This window comes from Winogradskyella psychrotolerans, assembly GCF_018860545.1.
GTDB lineage: Bacteria > Bacteroidota > Bacteroidia > Flavobacteriales > Flavobacteriaceae > Winogradskyella > Winogradskyella psychrotolerans_A.
Map to the genome: position 1 here is coordinate 16,302 of NZ_JAHKPN010000055.1, position 24,824 is coordinate 41,125.

Genomic DNA, 24,824 nt, shown 5'->3' on the forward strand with positions numbered 1-24,824 from the left:
TCAGCACTATGAAACTATACACATTATTAATCGTATTAATCATTTCAATTTCAAGCTTTGCGCAGCAAGGTATTAACTATAAAGCGTTATTAAAAGATGATAATGGTACTGTTTTAGTTAATCAAGATATATATGTCCGTTTTATTATAGAAAACCCCAATGGAAGCAGTGAGTACATTGAATCACACCAAACCACAACTGATTTAAATGGAATATTTATTCTAAATATAGGTGAAGGCAATCCAGGCCAGTTTAATGATTTTAATGCCATAGATTGGGATGCCGAATTATACAATTTAGAGGTTGCCGTTAGAGTTGAACCTAATGGTAGTTTAATTGTTTTTGAGGAGACATCATTTAAAACGGTGCCCTATGCAAAGTATGCAGAAACAGCTGGTAATGCAAATTGGACTAAAACAGGAAATAATATTGAAAATGATAATTCAGGAATTGTAAATATAAATAGTACTCTAGGAAACCCTTTATCAATTAGATCAACAAGTACAGATGATTATATTGCTTTTTATAATTCAGGAGGCTATAAAGGTTATACAGGGATTTATACTGGTAATAATGATATGGATTTTGGCACAGGAGCAACAAATTCTACAGGTAAGGTCCATTTAACGACACTTGCCTCTCCTAAGTTAACTGTAATACCAAACGGATTTGTTGGTATTGCCTCTCAAAACCCAACGCAACGTCTAGAGGTGAATGGAAAAATTAAAGTAGGAAATGATGCTATATCTCCTTCTAACGGAACCATAAGATATAATTCTACAACTAATGCTTTTGAAGGTTATATCGCAGAAACAGGTTGGGTAACACTTGGAGCAAAAAAAATGGAAAAAACAATGGTTATTCCGGCAACGGATTTTGTTGCTCGTTTAGTTAGCAGTATGAGTGTCGCTTACAGTTCTAATACTGTTTATTTATCAGGATCTACACCTTCAAGTACCTTGCCTTATGTAGTAGCTCCTTTAGTAGTTCCTGTTGGTTCAAGATTAATTTCAATTTCTTATGTCTTTGAAGATGATAACCCTTACATAGATTTGAGTTTTGTTTTTTCAAAATACTGTGGCGATTCCAATGTTACTTCAGAAACGATTACTACTATAAATACTCATGTCGCAAATGGTATCGAAAGTTCTAACCTCCATAAATATACATATAACATTAATGAAACTATTCAAGCAGGTTGTCAATACGTAATTAGCGCAAGTGCCGGAGCTAATTGGGGGAATGGAGGTATAGTTACGGGAATTCCCGGAGTAAAAGTTCATAAAGTTTATGTGCGTTACGAAGAAGAATAAAATACACATATAGTTTGTCTCACTACTATTTCATTCGCAACTATAAAAAAAAAATAATTCATTAGAACAATAATTATTAAATGTCATGAAAGAATACATCACACTCATCTCCATCGTTCTATTGGTAGCCTGTAAATCGGAAACCAAAAAGGACACGACCCAAACCGTTCAAGTAGAACAAAAAGAACAGGTAGAAAGCAAACAGGCTACAACTGAGAACAAACCAGTATCTAAAGGTACTTTTCTTTGTAAAATCAATGACAAAGATTGGGCTTACACCAAAGCCTCAGGTATTGTAGATACACATGCAAAAACAAAAAAACGTACGGCAATAATGACATTTACCAAGAAACTCGATAAAGGCTCAGAAAGTGTGCAGTTGTTTTACGATGCAGACACCTATCAGTTAGAAAAAGCTACAGCTATTCTAAAGACTCCAGAAAAAGGAGGTGGTACAATGAGTGCCATGTACCATTTACTTAATGAAGGAGGTAAGCGTTTACCAGATAGCGCAATTTCAGGGAGCATAGATTTATCTAATGCTACTTCAGCTTCAGGAACAGCTGAGGTTTCAAATATGAAAATTCGTTTTGAAGAAGGCAAATTAGAAGACCAATCTATGGCGGTAATATCTTTTACATCACTAAAGTTTAGTGGTGTAGGCTACTCCGATCTCGATAAAGCGTTTGGCAATAAATAATTAATAAAAAAAACAACACCACTATGAAAACTATAATCACACTTGTCCTTGTTGCTTTTAGCTATGTTGGTTTTGCGCAACCATTTACCTTAGATAAAAAGATAAAGCCTACGAAATTAGAACTCGCAGAACACCCCGAATATAAAGGCGCAAAGTATCTAGAGGGTAGTACAACATTAATGAAAGACTCTATAAATTATCATTATGTAAAGGGGCATGACGTTTTTCAATATGTAGATATTTTCATTTTTGCTAATGATGCCAAATCTAATTTAAGCGCGGATATTGTTTTTAACACATGGAGTAATGTAGAAGAAACGCAAAAAACAGCTACTTCTAAAGATGGTTATATCAACTTTAAAGTTCGAAGCTATCAGGATATCGGATTTACAGTGTCATCGGAAGAAGCTTATGACATTCCATATACTGTAGTAGTTAATGCAAGCCCAGAGGTTAAAAATTATTTGGGATCACCCTTTGTTAAGGCGACAGAAAAAGATTTGGATATAGAAACTCCAGTGGGAAAAGTGGATACAGCCCAAACAACGGAAAGCAATCTTTGGATACTTATTATTATCGGTGTGCTTTTATTAGTTGTAGGATTACTAGCAGGAAAACTAATGCGTAGAAAAAAAACCATGCTTTTACTTCTTTTACTTGCAATACATGGAGTATCAACTTTAAGTTATGGACAAACAGTGGGCATTGAACGTGCCAGAGAATCTAATTTAGAAACAGAAATATTTCATAGAAGAGAAAGAAATTCAGTTAATGCAACAATTAATGGGCATATTGATTCACAAATTAATACCATAAACAAAGCATTTGAAACGGAGAAGGTTTTGGAAGACTTTGCCAATGCCTATAGAAATTTAGGCTCTTGTTTAGGCTCAGGTACTCCTCCAGGACAACCGAGAATTCCATCTTTTTGCAATGATGAAGAAAATGCTTGTGCAGATTGTTTTAGATCTGCTCGTGCCGAATTTAATAGAACCCGATATAACTTAGAAAAACTTCAAACCATTTACAATTGCTCTAAAGCCTACACAGATGCTGCTGTTGCTTTAGGAGATAATACATCTGGTTATCACGGAGTAGTAGGGATTGTATGGCAATCTCAAAGAAGGGGGATTATGCGGAGCATTGAAGAAGTGGATAGAGCCTATGATTTAAAACGTGTGGAAATGCTAGAATCCTTCCATAATAGCTTAATGGCTTTAGATGCCTGCGAGCGTGCTCATGGCTTAGAAGATTGGTATGACAGATTTGGTGTAATGTTCTACAATTTTGTAGAAATGAGGTACCATCGTTAAATGAAAAAAATTATGAAAAAGTTAAGTTTTCTATTAATAGTAGTGATGGTTTATTCGTGTGGTAACACGGCAGGTGAATCTAAAAAAAATGATACCCAAGTGAGTTCTAAGTCTCAAACAAGTTCAGACTCTCAGACGACGAAAACGCACTCAAATAATTCTTCAGATCGCACTACTAATTCCGAATTAAATGACCTGTTTAATATGGGCAAGGGTATGCTTGAAGCTTCTGAAAAAGGTGAAACGGACTTTCAATTAGATACCGAAATGGTGCTCGATATGTTGGAGCAAAGTGGAGTCTCACGCGAGTCTATGGAAAAACTCATTAATAATCCAGATAGTCTTAAGGTATTAGCTCAACAGGCTATGAAGGAGCGACAGGAAACACAAAATGCTGAAGAGATAGTTTTTTTAAAAGGAAAAATTTCCAAAGAACAATTGACCTCAAAAAACACAAGTACTGGAATGTCATTGGAAGAAGCCATTTTAATAGTACAAGCCGAATCTGGTCCGAAAGCCACAATGGCAAAACTTAAAAAAATAGATTCATTGGCTGGTACCAATATGATGTCTCAATTGGACCTCACAGAAGCGGGTTACGTAATGCGTGATGTAGAACGGATAAATGAAGTGCCAGCCACTACCGATGAAAAAAGAGAAATGGAAGTATTGAGTAAGTTGTCTTCACAAGTGCACAGTGATATAGAAGCGACCAAATTATTAGCTGAACTCACTAGAAAGGAACAAGATATAGAATCTGGAAAATTAAATGCCAGTCCTGAGTATCAACGCGCCATAAAATTCAATAAAAGCATTGTTAATACCTATCGTAACCAAATTGTTCGTAAGGCTACGGCAGCAAAGAAGAAATTTCAGCAACTTAATCCTGATTTATATTTTGGAGACGACGTTGGAATAACCTACATAAGTTCTCAGAAAACGGCGGTCTATCTACCTCTTGGAAAACTCTCATTTGCAGATAAAGTGGTAAAGTTTAATCATCCAAAACTCTTATCCCAACAAGTTAATAATGTGCTCGGAGAACCCGATGTGATTCAAGGTTATGATATTGAGGATATAACCGGAATTTACAGTTTAGGATTAGCGGGTACATTAACAGTACAATTTGAAGACAACGCTCTAACCAATGTAAATGGTCCTGACTTATACATATTTGAAATTGGGCAAATAGAACCAACAGATCTTGAAATTTCAAAAGACGGAAAAAACTGGATTAAAGTGGGTAAGATTGATGGAGGAACTGCTGAAGTAGATATAGGTCCTTTTGTAAAACAAGGAGACCTTTTCTACTACGTGCGGTTAAAAGATCTTAAAGAGGAAAGTGCACTTCCCGGAGCTGATATAGATGCTATTGCCGCTATTGGTGCGGCCATGCGATTAAATTTAGATAGTCAAGTACTCTTCGATTCTGGTAAAAGCGAATTAAAACCAGAAGGAGTTTCGACCTTAAAAGAATTAGTAAATAGTATCACGGTTCTCAAAAAAGGAAAAGTTATCGTTGAAGGCCACACCGATGATGTTGGCAGTGAAACTACAAACAATGCCTTGTCTTTGGCGAGAGCTAAAAGTGTTTCCAAAGCGTTGAGACAATTAATACCAAGTACGCAATTTAAATGGCAAGAAAAAGGCTATGGAGAATCTCAGCCTTTAGTTGAAAATGATTCCGACATAAACAGAGCAAAAAACAGACGGGTAGAAATTTTGATTTTACCGAACTAAAAAAAGCTAAAAAACAATAATCATGAAAGATAAACAGCTCATTTTAAGTATCCTATTCGTCTGCATCGTCCAAAGTATGAGTGGACAAAAACTAGAACAGAACGACGTGGAGAAATTGAAAGATATTTTAAATTCTGATGTTGCTGCTAATTTTAAAGTTGAATTAACTAATAACCAGGCACATTGCAGTATTGGTGAGTTCAATAAAACACTCGATTTAAGAAGCGAGCATGAGATCGCAGAAGATAGTCTAACAAAATTAGCTAAGAAAAAATTATATACAGGTCGCTACATTGGTCCAGTTTTTTGGAAGTATGGTTTTACAACGACACTTAATTCAGGCGTCGATTTTAAATCAAATAAATATCAACAGGTATTCTGCACTATTTCATTTAAAGACCAAGACACTATTCGTTTAAGGAGTATGCTTAATGCTTATACGAGTTATCATAAACTATCGAATTCTGCGTCACATATAGTAGAATGGACAGGTGATAAATACATCAGTCTTTTGCTTACACCAACAAAAGAGGACAACAAAATTAATTTCGAGTTAAATGGCATTACCCTAAGTGGCAAGTTTGAAAGAGAAGATAAAAAAGAATTGGATAAAAATTACACAAAATCATTAAGGACCATTTTAAAACGAGAATTTAAAAAGCTTTTTGAATCAAATGGCATGGCTCAACTCGTATCAGAGAAATGGAACAATTAATAATTTAAAAGCTAGAAAAGATGAAAAATACAATCACACAACTCATTGCCATTTTAATAACAACACTAAGTTTTGCGCAGCAAGGCATAAACTACAAAGCACTCATTAAAGACGATATAGGCAATGTTTTAGTCAGCCAGAATATTGGTGTGCAGTTTCAAATACGTGAAACTACAGCAAATGGTACTGCTGTTTATACGGAAACGCATACAGCAACTACAGACGCTAATGGCATCCTAATTTTAAACATTGGTACAGGAACTACTAGCGACACATTTAGCGCTATTGATTGGAGTAGCAACGAGCATTGGTTAAATGTACAGATTGACATTACAGGCGGTACAAATTATACCGATATGAGTACTGCACAATTTATGGCAGTACCCTATGCAAAATATGCTAAGTCAGCACCACCTAGACCGGAATATGGTGATGTTAAACAGGGCTTTCAAATTAATGATCACAATGGTTGGTATATTTTAAACGGTCGTGATATAACAACACTTCCTTCATTAGCTCAAACCCAAGCTATTTCATTCGGATTTAATACCAATTTACCGGATGCGAGAGAAAAATTTTTAAGACATACATATACTCCTGAGGCAGTTGGTGCAACTGGTGGCGCAACTGATAATTTGATAAGAATAGAACAGTTTAATTTACCTTTGTTAAATTTTACAGGAACTGCGGAAAGTAAAGGAAGTCATACTCATTTAATAAATCCTCCGAATTCAGTGACTAGTGCTGTAAGTAATCATATACATGCTATAGACCCACCTGCAGTTTTTACATCTTCAGGTGGTAGTCATACACATAATGCATTCGCACCTGTGCATGATACTAATGGTGCTATATCTCAAGGATATCCACAAGGTGATGATCATCAATCATTTAGGACGTCAGATAGGTCTAGAGATCGAACTGTTTCTTCATCTGCTATTTCTAGTAATGGTGTTCATAACCATACACTTAACATACCATCTTTTAATTCGACCGCATCAGGTGCACATTCACATAATTTAAATATTGCAAGTTTTAATAGTTCTTCTGACGGAAATCATTCACATACTGTGGAAGTTAGCTCAGGAGGTTCTGGTTTAGATTTAAATATCACGCCAGAATATTTAAGTATAAACAATTTTATTTATCTGGGACAAGAGTAGAGATATTTTATTAGGAGGGATAATATGGATTATTCCTTATGTACTGAAGGATTGCAATGAGGCAATTATAAAGACAAACAGATTGTAAACAACTAAACAGCAAAAATCATGAAGAATTTAATCACATTAGTTATTGCGCTTCTCATATCAATATCAAGCTATGCGCAGCAAGGCATTAACTATAAATCACTTATTAAAGACAATTTAGGAAACGTTTTATCCAGTCAGTCTATTAGTGTGCAATTTCAAGTACGTGAAGCCACAGCAAATGGTACTGCCGTTTATACAGAGACACATACAGAAACGACAGACGCTAACGGCATACTAATTTTAAACATTGGTACTGGTACTACTAGCGACATATTTACGCATATTAATTGGAGCAGCAATGAGCATTGGTTAAATGTACAAATTGATATCACAGGAGGTACTAACTATACGGATATGAGCACTACACAAATTATGGCAGTGCCTTATGCACTTAATGCCAAAACCGCAGAAAATATTTTCAGTGGTAATTATAACGATTTATCCAACAAACCGAATTTTGGCTTAGCGCGAACTTCTAGTGATCCATATTATGGTTGGCAGTTAGTAGGAGAGAGTTATACTAAAGGTGATATTGGACATAAGGCTTTAGATTTAAGTGCATCTTCTGTGGGGTCTAATAACGGTGCTATTGGATATTGGTCAGTAGCGTTGGGCTATGGCACTAGAGCTATAGGACAATATTCAACTGTAATAGGTAAATTTAGTTTAGATGAAGGTAGTCCAAATTCTTTTCATTCTAATACAAGCCCTTTGTTTATAATAGGAAATGGAACAGCAGACGACAACCGTAGTAATGCTTTAACAGTTTATGGTAATGGAGACACCAATTTTGAAGGTACTCTAGATGTTAAAAATAGTTTAAATGTTACAAATGATGTGGTAGTTGCAGGAACTTTAAATGTTGCCGAAGAAATAAACAGAGAAGCCACTGGAAATGCCAATTTAGTCCCAATTGCGTATGGTATCGTAGAATCTACAGGAAATATTTTAAGTGGTACAGGAAATTTTACAGCGTTTGTTAGTGGTAATGTCTTTGTTATAGATGTAAATGGTACAGAATCGTTAAGCTACGGTAATACTGTCTGTTCGATTACTCCAATTAGTACGTCGCCTAGAACCGCAAGTACGGTAATTACTGATGGAAATGGAGATAATGATGCTGACCTTAATGTACGCATCTTTAATTCTAGTGGCGCGCAAGTAACAACCACCTTTCAATTTGTAATTTATAAACTATAAAATTATTTAAACACATAACCATGAAAAAATTAATAACTCTTGCAGTCATTACACTATTAGTCGCATGCAAATCAGAAACCAAAGAAAACAACAGCTCAACTGCTAAAAACGAAACAAAGCAAGAAGTCTCCAAATTAAGTAACTCTAGTGCAAATTACAGTAGCTTATTTGATACTTATACATGCGATATGGATGTAGCTGAACTTGCCAAAGTGCTACAAATACCAGCATCTGATATTACGGCACAAACAAGTAAATCGCCAAACGAATGTCTTTTTAAAATCAAAGGTTTTGGTGAAGGTCACGATAATACAGGGACAACGTTGCGTTTAATGTCAGTGCCTAGTAGTAAGGGACAAAGCAAAAAAGAAATTGCAAACCTTTTAAAAGACAAAGCAGAGTTACCAAGCGGCATACTTATGGGCAGAGATATCGTGTTAGCAGATGCTGGTGATTGCTATATCGCGTCTCAGCCAAAGCGAGGCAAAGTACGCATACTAAATGAAAACTATGACAGCTTCATTGTGGTCACTTATCAAACTAAAGCTTCTGTACAAGGTAGAACTGAAGAACAGCATGATGAACTCAATCTAAAATCAAAGGATTTGGCGAATTATTTGGTGACAAAACATAAAAAACAATAAAAATGACAACTCTAATTTACATCTGTTCAGCAATGCTACTATTGATTGTATTTAACTTATTACTATTAAAATTTAGCTGTAACAATACTAATAATCAATAATTATAGGCAATGTTACATACGTTACACTATTTGTTACAATAGTAATACACTGTAAATAAGATAGTTTTTAATTTTGAGTTCAACAGAATAAAAGCTATTGGATAATATGTTTACTTACTTTGAAAAAAGATCATAATTAAATGATATAATCAGAATTTAAAAAATTAATAAATCCCAAAAGATGAAAACACTAACAACCCTATTTGCCATGGCTATTGGCATTTTCGTGCACGCACAATCCATAGATAAATTCAGCATCGATTCTGGTGGCGCGTCAGTAACCGCAGTTGGTATTCAAATGCTCTATACCATCGGCGAAGTCAATGTACAAGAGTTAAGCGCTGGGGGTATCTCTATATCCGAAGGTTTTATCAATGCCGATCTCAAAATCAGTATAAATCCTAAACTATTTCTGCAAGGTCCAATGCTCAATCCTTTAAATACAGGATTAATGAATGATGATTTACGTGAGGCTGGTTACATCCCAACCACAAGTCCATATACGGATGCTGTGACTTGTAATGCCTCAGTATTTAATGTTACAGGGGAAAATGCTATTGTAGACTGGGTTTGGTTAGAATTACGAGACAAAACAGATAATACATTGGTTATTTTATCACAGTCCGCTTTGTTGCAACGTGATGGTGATGTTGTTGCAACAGATGGAGTCTCTAACATAAATCTGAATATCGCGTCAGATGATTATTATATCGTAGTAAATCATAAAAACCACTTAGGTGTTATGACCAATACACCTATAACTATTGCACGTACAGCAACACCAGCTGTTGTAGATTTTACGGATGTAAGTACCACAACTTATGGTACACTCGCACAATCAACATTGTCATCTGGCGATATGGCACTTTGGGCAGGAGATGTTAATGGTGATGGATTGATAAACTTCTCAGGTGATATTAATCGTGTTTTGGTGGATATCGTTTTGTTTCCTTCAAATAATAGCTTTAGCTCAAGTTATGATTTTGTGGATGGGTATTTTCAGTCTGATGTATTTCTTGATGGTAATGTATCCTTCGCGAATGAAAATAATCAGATACTGCTATCAATAATTTTGTACCCTTTAAATGCAAGTTTTAGTTCACAATACAACTTTTTTGAAGAGCAATTGCCTTCTGCTTCATTATTAAGAACGGCAACACAGCTTGATTTAGATATGCAACGATCAGAACAAACCTTAGAATTATTAAACTATTAAAAATAAAATATTATGAAAAAAACAATTACACTTTTAGCAATTTTAGTTTGCACAACATCACTATTCGCACAGAATGTGACGTTTGATTTAGAATGGAATTCGGACAATTCTCAATATGAATTATATGTCACAAGAGATACAACAGCAGAAGAGCCGCCAACAGTCGCAGGTACGTCTTCTGTAACTATTGTTTTTCCGACGGATGGTGCTACCGGTACAAGGTCTCTAGCGCATACAAGTGAGAGTGTTTCTAATTATAATCCCGCTGGAGTTATTAGAAGTCCGGGAGCGGCTACTGAAGAAGATTTTTATGTGTTTAACTCCACAGGTGGAGCTAATTATGTCGGAGTTTTTCAGGCTAACGTACCAGTTCTTTGGATGACGTTTACACCCTCAGATGGTAATTCTGAAGCACGATTATTTGAAAATGGAGTAGATCCAGACTCATCTGGTGAAGGGATGTTAGGAATAAACGCATTATCATCATTCTATGTTATTTCTTTTGCTGGAGCCATTGATGAATATATTGGGAATGTACTTAATGTAGAAACCAATGAAATCACAGAACTATCCATTCATCCAAATCCTGCGTCAAATAAAGTTAATATTGTCTCTAATCACCCAATAGATCGTATTGAAGTTTATGACATCTTGGGAAAACAAGTACAAGAATTAAAAGATGTTGCTGAGGTTAATGTTTCAAACTTAGAAGCTGGAATCTATTTATTTAAAATACAGATTGGTAATCAAGTAGAAACACGAAAAATAGTTGTAAAATAAATTAATATCCTACATATTCAACAATCTCCAAACCATATCCAATCATTCCAACACGTTTAGTTTGGAGACTGTTTGATAATAGTTTAAGCTTACTAATTTTAAGGTCGTGTAAAATTTGAGCACCAATCCCAAAATCTTTAGTATCCATACCTAAGCTAGGCGCTTTTATTAATTCACCTTCCACTTGACTCTCTTTTAACATCGAAAGACGTGTTAATAAGTTCATAGACTCTGGTTGCTGATTAATAAAGATAATAGCGCCTTTCCCTTCGTTATTAATCACATGGAACATATCATCTAACTTCTGATCTGCATTATTGGTTAATGCACCCAAAATATCACTATTTACCAACGTGTTATTTACACGTGTAACTATAGGTTCGTCAGATTTCCATGTGCCTTTTGTTAATGCGATATGAACTTGATCGTTTGTTGTTTGTTGATACGCTCTAAGTCTAAATTGACCAAAACGCGTTTCCATGGTAAAGTCTTCTTTCTTTTCTATTAAAGAATCGTGTTCCATACGGTAAGCCACTAAATCCTCAATAGACACAATTTTTAAGTCAAACTTTTGAGCCACTTTTAATAATTGAGGTAAGCGTGCCATAGTGCCATCTTCATTCATGATTTCTACAATCACGCCTGCAGGTTCAAAACCAGCTAAACGTGCAAAATCGATCGCGGCTTCAGTATGACCTGTACGTCTTAGCACACCACCTTCTTTGGCAACTAAAGGAAAGATATGTCCTGGTCTTGCTAACTCAAAAGACTTGGTGTCTTTATTGACTAAAGCTTTTACCGTTTTTGCTCTATCGCTAGCAGAAATACCTGTACTTACTCCATTTCCTCTTAAATCAACAGAAATCGTGAATGCCGTTTCCATCGGATCCGTATTGTTACGCACCATCATATTAAGATCTAAATCTTCACAACGATGTTCTGTGAGTGGAGCACAAATTAATCCTCTACCGTGCGTTGCCATAAAGTTGATCATTTCTGGCGTTACCTTTTCGGCAGCAGCTAAAAAATCCCCTTCATTCTCTCTATTTTCATCATCTACAACAATAATAACTTTGCCTTGTTTGATGTCTTCGATGGCTTCTTCAATAGTATTTAAGCTAGTTTGAGTATTCATGGTTTTAGTTATCATGGTGCTAATTTTAGACGAAACAAAGATACAGTTATTTTATATTTTTAAGACAGCTTAGGTAGAAGTCTTGAGAAATTCTACTTCTTACAATGACGTATTTTAAAGGATAAATTGGTAGCGTTAATATTAAAATTAAAGGATTGATACGCTTGTTATCTTGATCGATTGTTTTATAGAATTTTGAATACACAAAAGCATTCACAATGACATAAATAACAAAAAAGATAAATGCGATAATACTTAAGCTAAAGGTCGTCTCTGCTAATTCGGGCAACTTATTGTTTTTAAATACGAAATGTAATACTAATAGTATGGCTCCAATACAATAACTGATTAAACTCGTTTTAGAATAATCCTTATAATCTGTTAATAAAACTCGAGCTTTTATGAGAGTATCAGGTATTTCTAAACCTTCAGATTTTAAATTTTCAAGTGAAATATTACGATCTAGTACATTATGCAGTGCAATCTCTTTAGGTTTTTTATCTAAATCAAATTCATCTTGGTTTTTGATGATTGCAATCAATTCAGGAATGGTGTTTTTTGAATAGACATTATAGACTTTAGTATCACTCTCTGAAAGTTGAAGTCGTTGTTTTGAATTGAATAAGCGTTTTAAAGGCACTATAATATTATCGAACTGAAATACACCTTTATCGTTTGTTGCACGAGTTGTTAGGTAAATACTTAAAGGTAACATCACCGCTGTAGAAAGCCAAGATCCAATGATTGGATTAAAACTGTCTTTTTCGGCACTATTTTTTGCAAAAATCCCGAAGAAATGATAGGTTAAAAACAGTACAATGGCCACAACCATTGGTAAACCTAATCCTCCTTTACGAATTAGTGCACCAAGAGGAGCTCCAACAAAAAACAAAATAACACACGCAAATGCTAATACAAATTTATCTTGTAAGACAATAATGTGTTTGTTTAAATGTACTTTTTTAATTTCTAAATTCTTTTTATTAGAATCCAAGATTTGCCTTGTACTATTCGAAGAGTTTATCGCCAAATTTAGAATCTGGATTTTTTGAGCCGTATTGTAAAAATCTAAGAGATTTTGAGCTATTAGGATAGAATCCTTTGGTATATTTTTTCTTGTCTTTGAAGTATCAATATTAACATTAAGAGAGGCATATGTACTTCGATTATACAACGTGGTGGCTAAGGCTCTATAATCGTTTTTTTGGTTTTGTTCTAAGGTGTCAATATATTTATTAAGTTGACTTACATTGAGCATGTTATATCTATCCGAGTGACTTTTTTCTTCTAAGTCCTCACTATTTAATATTTCTAAATCTACATTAGTGATGTAGGTGTCAAAATAACTACGTACATGTGGTTTGGCTTCATTCTTTTTAAGATTATTACTAATAACTTCTTCGTAATAATTTCCATTTTGTAGTTCGAGTTGGAGAATATTAGAATCTGGACTACTTATAAGTTCCCCTTTTTCAGAAACAATAACGGTATAATTTCCTCTTCGAGTGGTGTTCTTTTTATGAATAACCACATCTTCGAGAAACTGACCACGATCACCACTTTTCTTAGCGACCTTTATATTAATATTCCCAATGTCATTAAACTGTCCTTCTGCAATAGCAAGAGCAGGTTTCATTTTGGCGATGTTTCGTCTTAAATTGTAGAAGTTATATTCACCCCAAGGAATCACGTTATTGGCAAAAAAGAAGCAACCAATACCTAGCGCAACAATAAATACACTTAAACTACGCATGGCACGTTGCAATGAAATCCCTGTAGATTTCATGGCCGCAAACTCATAGTTTTCAGCAAAATTTCCAAAAACCATTATGGAGGATAGTAAAACGGTTAGTGGCACTACCAAAGGAATTAATTTTGGCATGTAGTACAAAATAAATTTAGCCGTCACCATGACATCTAAATCTTTACCTGCAAGTTCGGAGATATACAGCCAAACCCCTTGTAAAATAAAGATGAACATGAATATAATAAAGACGCTAAAAAACGTCCTTAAGAAAGTGATAAGTATGTACCTATCTAATATTTTCACACTGTTAAAATTTAGCCTATAATCAATTAAAAAACGATCGTTTCGCGATGATATATATTTAAATCGAATTAATCAATATTATTGATGAAATAATCGCTGTATTTACTTTTGTCAAATGTAAATAAGGTTTTTGATATAGGTTGGTCGGTTTTAAAAGAATTAACAGTTAATGTTGTTTTAGTTCCGTTTTTACCAACTTCAATTAAATTGTAGATGTGCTTCGTTGTGGCGTCAATACCTAATAAAACGTGTTTTATTTCAGAATTTGTATCTATTGGACTCAGTTTTACATATTGAATTTTTCGTCCTTTAATCGTTTGAACGATGTCCATTTTAAAACTATAACCATCTTCGTAAAACGATAACATTTTACTAGGTGTAATAGTACTTTCGTCTTCCGTATTATCTGTAGAAATAGTTACTTCTTCATCTTCTGGACTAATAGTGTATAAGGTTTTTCCGTTGAAGATTCGTGTAATGCCTAAGATATTAAGCTTGTATTTGTCTGCTTCAATCACCACATCACCACGAGTTTCTTGCTTTATATTTTCACTCGTATTATTCAGCTCGTATTTAAAGTCTAAACTGATATTTTTATAACTTTTAATTTTTGTGCTCACTTCGTTAAGTAATGTTTCAGCTTGTGTATCGTTTTGAGCAAAAGCATTGAAACCTATAGCGAGACATGCGATAATAATTAAATTTTTCATTCGTTTTTATTTCTTTTTTTAAATATTGTAAAATGATTTTTTTTGGTAACTACTATAATTTTATTGTTGTTCGTTATCTAACAACTGGTCTAGAGATACTAAATCAGGTACTAAAACTTGGCGCGCTTTACTGCCTTCAAAATTACCGACAATTCCTGCAGCCTCGAGTTGGTCAATGATACGGCCAGCTCTGTTATATCCTAATTTTAATTTCCGTTGCAATAAAGATGCGGAACCTTGTTGTGCGGTTACAATAAGTTCTGCGGCTTCTCTAAACAATTTATCTCTATCTGATATGTCAACATCAAGATTTGTGCCACCTTCTTCACCAACATATTCCGGCAGTAAATGGGCATCCGGATATGCCTTTTGCGAGCCTATAAATTCAGTGATTTTCTCAACTTCTGGTGTGTCTACGAAAGCACATTGAATTCGGATCAGTTCATTACCTTGCGTGTAGAGCATATCTCCACGACCAATTAATTGATCCGCACCAGAACCATCCAAAATAGTACGCGAATCTATTTTACTCGTTACTCTAAATGCAATACGCGCAGGGAAATTCGCTTTAATAATCCCTGTTATCACATTTACAGAAGGTCGCTGTGTAGCCACAATTAAATGTATACCAATAGCACGCGCTAGTTGCGCTAGTCTGGCAATAGGTGTTTCTACTTCTTTACCAGCCGTCATAATTAAATCGGCAAACTCATCTACAACCAAAACAATGTATGGTAAAAAGGCATGACCATCATTTGGATTTAACTTTCTAGCCTTAAACTTAGCGTTGTATTCTGCAATATTTCTACAAAATGCATTTTTAAGCATTTCGTATCGGTTATCCATTTCAATGCAGAGTGAGTTTAAGGTGTTTATAACCTTAGTATTATCTGTAATAATGGCATCTTCACTATCAGGAAGCTTTGCTAAATAGTGACGTTCTATTTTATTGAAAAGTGTTAATTCTACTTTTTTAGGATCGACAAGTACAAACTTTACTTCAGCAGGATGCTTTTTATATAATAAGGATGTCAATACCGCATTTAAACCAACGGATTTTCCTTGTCCGGTTGCACCAGCCATAAGTAAGTGTGGCATTTTAGCCAAATCAACGACAAAGGTTTCGTTACTAATTGTTTTACCGAAGGCAATTGGTAAATGCATTTCAGATTTTTGAAATTTCTGTGAAGCAATTACAGAACGCATCGATACAATAGTTGAATTTTTATTCGGAACCTCAATACCAATCGTTCCTTTTCCCGGAATAGGTGCAATAATACGAATACCTAAAGCTGAAAGTGATAAGGCGATATCGTCTTCTAGATTTTTAATTTTTGAAATACGAATACCGGCTTCGGGTACAATCTCATAAAGGGTAACGGTTGGACCTATCGTTGCTTTTATACTCGCAATTCCAATTTTATAATTGTTTAGAGTATCTACAATTCTATTTTTATTTTCCTCTAGCTCTTCTTGGTCTATAGAAATCCCTTCGTTATCGTATTTTTTCAGGAGGTCTAGGCCAGGAAACTGATATTTTCCTAATTCGAGAGTCGGGTCAAATTGCCCAAAATCTTCCACCAATTTATCGGCTAAATTATCGGATTCAGATTTTTCTTCTTCAACCTTTTCAACCTCCATTTTCAATTCAGGGCCTTCTACAGTTTCTTCAACTGTAGCTTCAATGGTTTCTTCTTTTGGTTTTTCAGTCACTTCCATTGTTAGCCCTTCAACCTTAGCATCTGGCTTAGAATGCTTGTTTATGGTAGGTTTCTTATCTTCTAGCGGGATTTCAAAAGTAGATTTTATGGCTTCAGCTTCTTCCGTTAAACTATTATCAAAAATGGGCGTTGGTTCAGTCGTTTTTTTGTCGGATTGTAAATCGTCTTTAATTGAACTTTTTGCGCGCTTAAAACTATTCACTATGCTTTCGCCTGTAACTTTAAATCTAATCGCTAAATAGGTGATAAGTCCAAATACTAAAAGAAGTATAGTTCCTATTTTACCGATATAATCTTGAATAAATTGATTCATTTCAAAACCGATAGTACCCCCTAAAAAGTCGTATTTATGTGTAAAAAATCCAAAAAGAATGGACAACCACACGACGATAAGTGTTCCCCAAATCCAATGTTTTCTAAGTTTTGATTTTTTTAAATTCAAAGTCACGTAAACACCTGAAAGAAAAAATAGACCAGCAAAAATAAAAGATGGTAAACCAAATCCTTTGGTAATAAAAAATTCACTCACCCATGCGCCCAGCTGACTTGCCCAGTTTTTATACTCCGTAGAGCGTTCTGGGAAATTTTGAAGTACACTTTGGTCTTCTCTTCCTGTAAATACAAAAGATAAGAACGAAATAAATAGAAGGACTCCTAAAATAATAAGAAAACTACCTAAAATCAGTTTTTGCTGATTCGATAACTTTAACGAAGGCTTTTTAAATGCCGTTTTTGTTTTAGCCTTAGATGTTGCTCTAGTTGGGGTTTTCTTTTTTGTTGCTTTTTTTGCCATACTTACTTTCTGAATGTTTCAGAAGTCTATTGTTTAATTGTAATTTTTTGCCTGTTGAGAAATGCCATTGACATAGTCTTCTATAATATGTAATTCTTTCGCAATTTCAAAACCTTCAAAATCATTTATATCGTCAATACTAATATTGGAATTATAAAATTCCAAATACTGATGTGCTAATGGTAAATAGGACCAATGCCATTTTTCGAGATTATAGCCAGTTCTACCATTTTCTTTGGTCGTATACACTTGATAAAATCCGAACTTATGAGCATTTAAAATTAACCAATCATAAATAGCTTTTCCCTTTTCACTGCTAAAATACGAATTACTTAAACTATTTAGGTCTAAATCTGTTCCCCAATGATGACGTGATGAACTTGGCATAGAACTATATTCTAAAATTTTCTGAGCACGTTCTATCGGTTTTAGAATAGAATACCTATGCCATTTACGCTCCCAAATCGCTTTTTGTTCTTCGAAATTTCGCGTGCCAGATAAGATTACTAATTGTACGTCGTCTTTTAAAGCTGCGTTATACATTTCTAAAAAAGCCGAATACACGTCTTTATTCAAATATATGGGTTTTGCCGAATGTTGAGCACTCACTTTTATGAATGTAGTATCTGTTTTATAATCAAACTTGCCCAATACAAATGCCTTGGTGATACTTAACTTCTCAACAGGTTTAATAGAGTCTGCTTCAGTTTTTACTATGTTGACAGGATAGATTTTAGTCGTGCTCCAATTGAAACTTAGAAAACTAGTAAATAAAGAAAATATGGCAATAGAGAGGTTCATTTGATGCTATATACTATTTGATTTTGGACGCTACAAAAATACAAATATGAAACGTTTATTATGTGGATTTTGGTATGTAAACGTGATATATAATTGAAAACAATTAATGTATTGACGAATGTCAAGGCTTCAGTATTTTAATGATTTTTAAGCTACGCTTTGGATGTGAATTAGAACTTAGGAAAGTAAATGATGCATGCAATAATAACTGCAGCAATAGACGCAATAAAAACGGCACCAGCAGCAACATCTTTTATGAGTCCTATTTTTTTATTATAATCTGGATGAATGAAATCGGCAATAGCTTCAACAGCAGTATTGATACCTTCTGCACACATCACCAAACCAATCATAGTGACCTGAGCTATCCATTCCATTTTGGAAATATCAAAATAGAAGCCAGTACATGTTATGACCAACGCAATACACAATTGGACTTTAATACTAGCTTCTGTTTTAATTAGAATCAGCATGCCTTTAAAAGCAAAGCCGACACTTTTTAATCTATTAATTAAAAACGATTCTTTTTTTTGCATGCAGAATTTATGCTAAACTAGCTAAAGCGTTTTCATAATTTGGTTCGTCTTTAATCTCTGCAACTTGTTCGGTATATAAAACTGTACCATCAGTATCAAGAACAACAATACATCTTGATAATAAAGTTTCTAAAGGGCCTGTTTTAAACGTTAAACCGTAATCCTTTCCGAAATCACCAGTTTTAAAATCTGAAAGACTTTCAACGTTATCTAAACCTTCAGCTCCACAAAAACGAGCTAAAGCAAAAGGTAAGTCCTTAGATATGCATAACACTTTTGTGTTGTCTAATGTACTTGCTTTTTCGTTGAATGTTCTAACCGATTGAGCACAAGTCCCAGTATCTACACTTGGAAAAATGTTTAAGACGATTCGACTGCCTGCATAATCCTCGATAGATTTTGTAGATAAATCTGTTGCTGTAAGATTAAAATTTGGAGCTTTACTACCAACAGACGGTAAGGTTCCCGTAGTTTCAATAGGATTTCCACCTAAAGTTATATTTGCCATGACTTTTATTTTTTTTTAGTTTGTTAAAAATACCAACTTTTAGGCGTACTTATCTTAAAGAAAGACTAAATATTTTAAATAGTATATGCGTTTTTAAAAATGCAAAAGCCCTTAATCTAAAATAGTTTAAGGGCTTTGTATGTAATATTGGCGTGTGGTTAACGCAACTCAGCAGCAAGCTTGTTTTCAAAATTGGCTTGTAGCTTAGACATAATTTTATCAATTTGCTTATCGTTAAGCGTTTTGTTTTCGTCTTGAAAAGTAAAACTCACGGCATAACTCTTTTTACCAGCAGGTAAGTTTTTACCTTCATAAACATCGAACAAACTCACGTTTTTAAGTAAATGTCTTTCCGTTTGTTTTGCGATCGTGTCAATATCTTCAAACGTAACTTTGTTATCTAATAACAAAGCAAAATCACGACGGATGGATGGGTATTTAGAAATAGCGCTAAACTTAATTTTATTGTATTTTGCCATTTCTATAACATTATCCCAATTAAAATCAGCGAATAATACATTTTGAGAAATTCCAAAGTGCTTTAATACTGATTTTTTAACCAATCCAAAGTCAACTATCTTTTTCTTTCCAACAGAAAAACTCATGCCTTCACTAATGACATCAGATGTACTTGGTGCTGATTTAAAACGGGTTAATCCTAAGCGCTCTAAAACTACTTCAATGGTTCCTTTTAAATAAAAGAAATCACTTGGGTTTGCCGCAGCATTCCAACGTTCTTCTGTTTTATTTCCTGTTACAAAAAGTGATAAGTGCTTAAATTCTTCACGAGACTCATTAAATTGATGATAGGTTTTACCGTATTCAAACAATTTTAAATCATTGCGCTTTCTATTAATATTATGAGCTACAGCTTCCAATCCAGAGAATAATAACGACTGACGCATTACTTCTAAATCACTACTGAGCGGATTGATCATTTTTACATTGTGATCAGCATTTAAATCATCACTTAACTCCACGTACTTTGGTGTGGTTAAGGAATTAGCCATGATTTCAAAAAAGCCTTGAGACGCTAATTGATTTCCAATAATATTCTGAAGTTTATAATCTTCAAAACGCGATGAATTTGAAATAGACGCATTTAATTTCGTTGTCGTTGCTATATTATTATAGCCATAGACTCTTAGAATTTCTTCAATAATATCAGCTTCTCGCTGTACGTCATTTCTATACGCCGGAACCGTTAATCCTAAACCGGCTTCAGTCACATTATTAACCTTAATTTCTAAAGAGGTTAAGATGCTTTTTATGGTTTCTTCAGGAATGGTTTCACCAATTAATTTTTTTGCATTGTCAAAACTTAATCGTACTTCAAAGTCTTTAATTTTCTTTGGGTACGTATCCACAATATCACTTGTAATTTCTCCGCCAGCAATTTCAAGAATTAATAAAGCGGCACGTTTTAAAGCATACTCTGTAAGGTTTGGATCAATACCACGCTCAAATCTAAACGAAGCATCCGTATTTAAACCATGACGTTTTGCCGTTTTACGAACACTTACCGGATTAAAATACGCACTTTCTAAAAAGATACGTGAGGTATGTTCTGAAACTCCAGAATCAATACCGCCAAAAACCCCAGCGATACACATTGGTTTATTAGCGTTGCAAATCATTAAGTCATCCTCGTGTAATTCACGCTCAACACCATCTAAAGTGGTGAATTTTGTACCAGCTTCACAGGTTTTAACTTCAATTTTATTTCCTGTGATTCTATCACCATCAAATGCATGTAAGGGTTGTCCTAATTCGTGTAACACATAATTAGTGATGTCTACGATATTATTAATAGGAGCTAAGCCAATTGATTTTAAACGGTTTTGTAACCAAGCTGGAGAGGCTTCAACTTTAATTCCTGAAATCGTAACACCACAATACCGTGGAGCTTTTTCATAATCTTGTACGTCCACATCTACTTTGTAAGCTCTAGCATCAACGTGATAAGAACTTACCGAAGGGGTAATTAACTCTAAGGAAATTTCCTTTTGTAATAAACCTGCTTTTAAATCGCGAGCAACACCATAATGACTCATGGCATCTGCTCGGTTTGGAGTTAGGCCTATTTCAAATACCTCGTCATTTTCAACCTTAAAAAGATCTGCAGCTAGCGTACCTACTTTTAAATCGGCATCTAAAACCATAATACCATCGTGAGATTCTCCAAGACCTAATTCGTCTTCGGCACAAATCATACCATGACTTTCTTCGCCTCTAATCTTACCTTTCTTGATGGTCCAGGCTTCACCTTCTGCAGTATATAAGGTTGTGCCTATAGTGGCCACAGGTACTTTTTGTCCGGCAGCCACATTTGGTGCACCACATACAATTTGTAATGGAGTTTCTTCACCTATATTGACAGTGGTTACTTTTAAACGATCTGCATTTGGGTGTTGTACACAAGTTAATACTTCGCCAACAACAATGCCTTTTAAGCCACCTTTTACAGACTCGTATGTATCTATGCCTTCTATTTCTAAACCTAGATCAGTTAGTAATTCGCCTGTTTTTTCAGCGTTCCAATCGGTCTTTATAAACTGTTTAAGCCAGTTGTATGAAATCTTCATTTTTTCAATTTAATCAGGGCACAAAGATAGTAATTCAACTTAGGTTGCGAAACTTGATTTTATCTTTTTTATGTAAGGTATTTGTTGTTATTTCGAACTTTATTAAAATAAACTTTTTATGCGCCTTATAATTACTTGCCTTTTAACTGTATTGATTTTCTCTTGTCGTAATGAAATTAAGACTAAAAATTTGGAAGTGGGCACTTATAGAGCTTGGTTAACAATGCAAGATAATGAGGTGCTTCCATTTATTTTTGAAGTCAAATCTTCTCATAGTTTACATATTTACAATGCCGAAGAAGTCATTGAAGTTGATGAAATTGAGTATAAAAATGATTCCGTTTATATAAAGGCTCCAGTTTTTGAAGGTTATTTAGTAGCTAAAATTAGTAACGAAGAAACTCTGCAAGGTTATTACGTGAAAGAAAGTTTGGATAGAGTAGTGCCTTTTAAGGCAGAAGGGCATTTAACTAATAGATTTGAAGTGCAATCGAAATCCACAAAAGATGTTTCTGGAATTTGGGAAACCGTTTTTAGTAAAGATATTGCTGGTGAGGAATATATAGCGAAAGGTATTTTTGAACAAGAGGGAGATAGAGTTACCGGAACTTTTAGAACCACAACTGGAGATTATCGCTATTTAGAAGGTGTTATGGACGGAAACGAAATGAAGCTATCCACGTTTGATGGAGCACATGCGTTTTTATTTACTGCTCAAGTGACGGACTCTACTATGGTTGGTACGTTCTATTCTGGGAACCATTGGAAAGAACCGTTTGTAGCTAAGAGAAATGAATCTTTTGAATTGCCAGAAGCTAACGATCTTACGTTTTTAAAAGACGGCTATGATAGTATTGAATTTACATTTCCTAATACGTCGGACGAATTAGTGTCTCTAAAAGACGATCGATTTAAAGGTAAAGTTGTCATTGTGCAAATAATGGGCACATGGTGCCCTAATTGTTTAGATGAAACTAAATATTTCTCAGAGTTTTATAAGAACAATAACTCTAAACGAGTTGAATTTGTGGCGTTGGCGTTTGAATATGTTAAAACCAAAGCAGACGCTTATAGTAATATAAATCGTTTACAATCTCGTATTGGCATAGAGTATCCTATTCTTTTGGCGCAATATGGAAGTTCTGACAAAGTTAAGGCTCAAGAAAAGTTACCGATGTTAAACCATGTGCTGTCGTATCCAACTTCTATATTTATCGATAAGACAGGAAAAGTACGAAAAATTCACACAGGTTTTAATGGTCCTGCTACTGGCGATAAATATGAAGAGTTTAAAACTGAATTTGAATCGTTTGTTGATGCCTTGTTAAACGAATAAGACTCTGTATTGTATTGGTTATATCGTCTTTTCTATGCCGTGAGTATTGCGTTTATAATTGAGCACCTTTTAATTTATCTGCAATGAAGTTCGCATCTTTTTGTAAATTCTAATTCAAGTGAAAATATGTCATTTTTAATGGGCTAAATGCTGTCATTTTTTCAGAATTATAGTAGCGTTTTATAGCATATGTGAAAATATTACAGTGCAACTGTATACGTCTAATTTTGGCATTTAATTTGCTAATAGAGTAGTGAAGTCGAAAACGATTTCAAATTTGAAATAATGTTTAATTTAAATCTTTTAATTATGAACAATTTAGTTAGTGTTCCTAAAAATGGAAGTTTAGCGAACAGCAATTCAAATCAAAACCACACAACATTATCAAGTTGGTTAGATGATATTTTTAATAGAGATCTACCATCTGTATTTACTTCAAATTTTAATATGGGTATGACTTTACCAAAAGTAAATATTAAAGAAACGGCTGATGCTTTTGAGGTTGAAATGGCGGTTCCAGGTTTAAAGAAATCAGATTTTCATATTGATCTTGATAATCAAGTATTATCTATTTCTACAGAAACGAAAGAGGAGAATGAAATTAAGGAAGAAAACTACACCCGTAGAGAGTTTGGTTATTCCTCTTTTAAAAGAACCTTCAATTTACCAGAAAGTGTAAACGAGGAAAAGATTAAAGCCAATTATGATAATGGTATTTTAGGTATCCATTTACCTAAAAAAGAAGAGGCTATACAAAAGCCAGCCAGAAGTATTAAGATTTCGTAAGTGTTTCACTAAATTTTAGAGTATACAATTGAGGAGGGTGTTGATTAAGTTCAGCATCCTCTCAATGATTGGATTAATTCTTTAAAATTATAATGTTATGCCAAGAAAATTTAAACCTGGAGACTGGGTGAAAGTTAGAGGTAAACTTACCGCTCCAAAAATGCAAGTTATCAAATATGTTCCTAAAAAAGATTCCATATTTGGTGTGGTAGATCATGATAATTATTTGGAATGTGTTTGGTATAAAAATGGGGAACGCTTATTAGAAGTGTTTCACCAAAGGAAATTGATTAAAGTTATGGAAAGTGGAGGGTTGTTTCAAACCTTTAGAACAAATCCAAAATTGAGATTAACTTAAAATATAAAGTGATGAAAAAGTATATTTTATTAATTATGGTTGGCTTATTGTGTACAAACTGTAGTGGACAAGATAGTAAGGCCAAAACAGCAGAAAACGATGATAGCAAAGTCAAAACACTTAAAGAACCCGAAGGAAATTGGACGGTTAATAAAGAGTTTGATGAACAAGGGAATTTAATTAGATATGATAGTATTTATTCTTGGTCTTCCCATGATATGTATAATGATCTCTCAGAGTCCGATAAGGATAGCGTGATGCAATCTTTTAAATCACGATTTTTTACCAATTTTTCGGGATTTGAAAACCAAGGATTCGACGCTATTTTTTTACAAGATTCATTGTTCAGTAACCATTTTTTTAATGATGATTTTTTTGATAGTAATTTTGGTAACGATGTTATGAAAATAGATCAATTAAGACAACAAATGATGGATCGCCAGCGGAAGTTTTTAGAAAAGTACCAATCAGAATTTATTAAAACTGAAGACGAAGACTAACCAGTTTTCGTCTTTTTTATGCCTTCGTTT

Annotated in this window: 22 protein-coding genes; 14 read left to right on the top strand and 8 right to left on the bottom strand. The window is 34.3% G+C overall.

The window, feature by feature from the left end; all coding sequences use genetic code 11:
- The first annotated feature begins 8 nt into the window (after positions 1–8).
- The 10 genes from KO515_RS18035 (at position 9) to KO515_RS18080 (ending at position 10,975) form a co-directional block, all read left to right on the top strand.
- Positions 9–1,313, top strand: a complete 1,305-nt coding sequence (locus tag KO515_RS18035) for a hypothetical protein (RefSeq protein WP_215937739.1) — start codon at positions 9–11, stop codon at positions 1,311–1,313.
- A gap of 85 nt (positions 1,314–1,398) precedes the next feature.
- Positions 1,399–2,013 (top strand): hypothetical protein, encoded by a 615-nt coding sequence (locus KO515_RS18040; RefSeq protein WP_215937740.1) that lies wholly within the window; start codon positions 1,399–1,401, stop codon positions 2,011–2,013.
- A 23-nt stretch (positions 2,014–2,036) separates the two neighbouring features.
- Complete coding sequence (locus KO515_RS18045; RefSeq protein WP_215937741.1) at positions 2,037–3,326, top strand: hypothetical protein; 1,290 nt, start codon at positions 2,037–2,039, stop codon at positions 3,324–3,326.
- A gap of 12 nt (positions 3,327–3,338) precedes the next feature.
- Positions 3,339–5,066: an OmpA family protein gene (locus KO515_RS18050; protein ID WP_215937742.1), complete on the top strand. Its 1,728-nt coding sequence runs from the start codon at positions 3,339–3,341 to the stop codon at positions 5,064–5,066.
- 22 nt (positions 5,067–5,088) lie between these two features.
- Positions 5,089–5,781 (top strand): hypothetical protein, encoded by a 693-nt coding sequence (locus KO515_RS18055; protein ID WP_215937743.1) that lies wholly within the window; start codon positions 5,089–5,091, stop codon positions 5,779–5,781.
- Positions 5,782–5,801: 20 nt separating this feature from the next.
- Positions 5,802–6,944, top strand: a complete 1,143-nt coding sequence (locus KO515_RS18060; RefSeq protein ID WP_215937744.1) for a hypothetical protein — start codon at positions 5,802–5,804, stop codon at positions 6,942–6,944.
- Between the two features lie 108 nt (positions 6,945–7,052).
- On the top strand, positions 7,053–8,234 hold the full coding sequence (locus KO515_RS18065) for a hypothetical protein (protein WP_215937745.1): 1,182 nt from the start codon (positions 7,053–7,055) through the stop codon (positions 8,232–8,234).
- A 20-nt stretch (positions 8,235–8,254) separates the two neighbouring features.
- Positions 8,255–8,878 (top strand): hypothetical protein, encoded by a 624-nt coding sequence (locus KO515_RS18070; protein WP_215937746.1) that lies wholly within the window; start codon positions 8,255–8,257, stop codon positions 8,876–8,878.
- 282 nt (positions 8,879–9,160) lie between these two features.
- Entirely contained in the window at positions 9,161–10,195 is a 1,035-nt protein-coding gene (locus KO515_RS18075; RefSeq protein WP_215937747.1) for a hemagglutinin protein, read from the top strand.
- A 12-nt stretch (positions 10,196–10,207) separates the two neighbouring features.
- The gene (locus KO515_RS18080) at positions 10,208–10,975 is read left to right on the top strand and encodes a T9SS type A sorting domain-containing protein (RefSeq protein WP_215937748.1); all 768 of its coding nucleotides are present in this window, start codon (positions 10,208–10,210) and stop codon (positions 10,973–10,975) included.
- Between the two features lies 1 nt (position 10,976).
- Here KO515_RS18080 and ribB read toward each other — a convergent pair whose 3' ends face one another.
- The 8 genes from ribB to pheT all read right to left on the bottom strand — a co-directional run bounded on the left by ribB (position 10,977) and on the right by pheT (position 21,814).
- Positions 10,977–12,125 (bottom strand): 3,4-dihydroxy-2-butanone-4-phosphate synthase, encoded by a 1,149-nt coding sequence (ribB, locus tag KO515_RS18085; RefSeq protein WP_215937749.1) that lies wholly within the window; start codon positions 12,123–12,125, stop codon positions 10,977–10,979.
- A gap of 31 nt (positions 12,126–12,156) precedes the next feature.
- Positions 12,157–14,160, bottom strand: coding sequence for an LptF/LptG family permease (locus KO515_RS18090; RefSeq protein ID WP_215937750.1), 2,004 nt, complete (start codon positions 14,158–14,160; stop codon positions 12,157–12,159).
- 68 nt (positions 14,161–14,228) lie between these two features.
- Entirely contained in the window at positions 14,229–14,870 is a 642-nt protein-coding gene (locus tag KO515_RS18095) for a LolA family protein (RefSeq protein ID WP_215937751.1), read from the bottom strand.
- Between the two features lie 60 nt (positions 14,871–14,930).
- On the bottom strand, positions 14,931–17,384 hold the full coding sequence (locus tag KO515_RS18100; RefSeq protein WP_215937752.1) for an FtsK/SpoIIIE family DNA translocase: 2,454 nt from the start codon (positions 17,382–17,384) through the stop codon (positions 14,931–14,933).
- Between the two features lie 33 nt (positions 17,385–17,417).
- Entirely contained in the window at positions 17,418–18,185 is a 768-nt protein-coding gene (locus tag KO515_RS18105; protein ID WP_215937753.1) for a M15 family metallopeptidase, read from the bottom strand.
- A 170-nt stretch (positions 18,186–18,355) separates the two neighbouring features.
- Positions 18,356–18,721, bottom strand: coding sequence for a diacylglycerol kinase (locus KO515_RS18110; RefSeq protein WP_215937754.1), 366 nt, complete (start codon positions 18,719–18,721; stop codon positions 18,356–18,358).
- 7 nt (positions 18,722–18,728) lie between these two features.
- Entirely contained in the window at positions 18,729–19,229 is a 501-nt protein-coding gene (tpx, locus tag KO515_RS18115; protein ID WP_215937755.1) for a thiol peroxidase, read from the bottom strand.
- 158 nt (positions 19,230–19,387) lie between these two features.
- Positions 19,388–21,814, bottom strand: a complete 2,427-nt coding sequence (pheT, locus tag KO515_RS18120) for a phenylalanine--tRNA ligase subunit beta (protein ID WP_215937756.1) — start codon at positions 21,812–21,814, stop codon at positions 19,388–19,390.
- A gap of 118 nt (positions 21,815–21,932) precedes the next feature.
- On the opposite strand from pheT, the gene KO515_RS18125 reads away from it, so the two are divergent.
- The 4 genes from KO515_RS18125 to KO515_RS18140 all read left to right on the top strand — a co-directional run bounded on the left by KO515_RS18125 (position 21,933) and on the right by KO515_RS18140 (position 24,794).
- On the top strand, positions 21,933–23,150 hold the full coding sequence (locus tag KO515_RS18125; RefSeq protein ID WP_215937757.1) for a peroxiredoxin family protein: 1,218 nt from the start codon (positions 21,933–21,935) through the stop codon (positions 23,148–23,150).
- Positions 23,151–23,459: 309 nt separating this feature from the next.
- Positions 23,460–23,936 carry an Hsp20/alpha crystallin family protein gene (locus tag KO515_RS18130; RefSeq protein WP_215937758.1) on the top strand — a complete coding sequence of 159 codons (477 nt, stop codon included), beginning with the start codon at positions 23,460–23,462 and terminating at the stop codon, positions 23,934–23,936.
- Positions 23,937–24,033: 97 nt separating this feature from the next.
- Positions 24,034–24,294, top strand: coding sequence for a hypothetical protein (locus tag KO515_RS18135; RefSeq protein ID WP_215937759.1), 261 nt, complete (start codon positions 24,034–24,036; stop codon positions 24,292–24,294).
- Between the two features lie 11 nt (positions 24,295–24,305).
- Entirely contained in the window at positions 24,306–24,794 is a 489-nt protein-coding gene (locus tag KO515_RS18140) for a hypothetical protein (RefSeq protein WP_215937760.1), read from the top strand.
- Positions 24,795–24,824 lie beyond the last annotated feature (30 nt).

Coding starts and splice junctions, on each gene's coding strand:
- KO515_RS18095 (WP_215937751.1), bottom strand. CDS start 14,870: ATGAAAAATTTAATTATTATCGCATGTCTCGCTATAGGTTTCAATGCT.
- KO515_RS18130 (WP_215937758.1), top strand. CDS start 23,460: ATGAACAATTTAGTTAGTGTTCCTAAAAATGGAAGTTTAGCGAACAGC.
- KO515_RS18125 (WP_215937757.1), top strand. CDS start 21,933: ATGCGCCTTATAATTACTTGCCTTTTAACTGTATTGATTTTCTCTTGT.
- KO515_RS18105 (WP_215937753.1), bottom strand. CDS start 18,185: ATGAACCTCTCTATTGCCATATTTTCTTTATTTACTAGTTTTCTAAGT.
- KO515_RS18100 (WP_215937752.1), bottom strand. CDS start 17,384: ATGGCAAAAAAAGCAACAAAAAAGAAAACCCCAACTAGAGCAACATCT.
- KO515_RS18035 (WP_215937739.1), top strand. CDS start 9: ATGAAACTATACACATTATTAATCGTATTAATCATTTCAATTTCAAGC.
- KO515_RS18045 (WP_215937741.1), top strand. CDS start 2,037: ATGAAAACTATAATCACACTTGTCCTTGTTGCTTTTAGCTATGTTGGT.
- KO515_RS18050 (WP_215937742.1), top strand. CDS start 3,339: ATGAAAAAGTTAAGTTTTCTATTAATAGTAGTGATGGTTTATTCGTGT.
- KO515_RS18140 (WP_215937760.1), top strand. CDS start 24,306: ATGAAAAAGTATATTTTATTAATTATGGTTGGCTTATTGTGTACAAAC.
- tpx (WP_215937755.1), bottom strand. CDS start 19,229: ATGGCAAATATAACTTTAGGTGGAAATCCTATTGAAACTACGGGAACC.
- KO515_RS18080 (WP_215937748.1), top strand. CDS start 10,208: ATGAAAAAAACAATTACACTTTTAGCAATTTTAGTTTGCACAACATCA.
- KO515_RS18065 (WP_215937745.1), top strand. CDS start 7,053: ATGAAGAATTTAATCACATTAGTTATTGCGCTTCTCATATCAATATCA.
- KO515_RS18135 (WP_215937759.1), top strand. CDS start 24,034: ATGCCAAGAAAATTTAAACCTGGAGACTGGGTGAAAGTTAGAGGTAAA.
- KO515_RS18055 (WP_215937743.1), top strand. CDS start 5,089: ATGAAAGATAAACAGCTCATTTTAAGTATCCTATTCGTCTGCATCGTC.
- pheT (WP_215937756.1), bottom strand. CDS start 21,814: ATGAAGATTTCATACAACTGGCTTAAACAGTTTATAAAGACCGATTGG.
- KO515_RS18075 (WP_215937747.1), top strand. CDS start 9,161: ATGAAAACACTAACAACCCTATTTGCCATGGCTATTGGCATTTTCGTG.
- KO515_RS18040 (WP_215937740.1), top strand. CDS start 1,399: ATGAAAGAATACATCACACTCATCTCCATCGTTCTATTGGTAGCCTGT.
- KO515_RS18070 (WP_215937746.1), top strand. CDS start 8,255: ATGAAAAAATTAATAACTCTTGCAGTCATTACACTATTAGTCGCATGC.
- ribB (WP_215937749.1), bottom strand. CDS start 12,125: ATGATAACTAAAACCATGAATACTCAAACTAGCTTAAATACTATTGAA.
- KO515_RS18060 (WP_215937744.1), top strand. CDS start 5,802: ATGAAAAATACAATCACACAACTCATTGCCATTTTAATAACAACACTA.
- KO515_RS18110 (WP_215937754.1), bottom strand. CDS start 18,721: ATGCAAAAAAAAGAATCGTTTTTAATTAATAGATTAAAAAGTGTCGGC.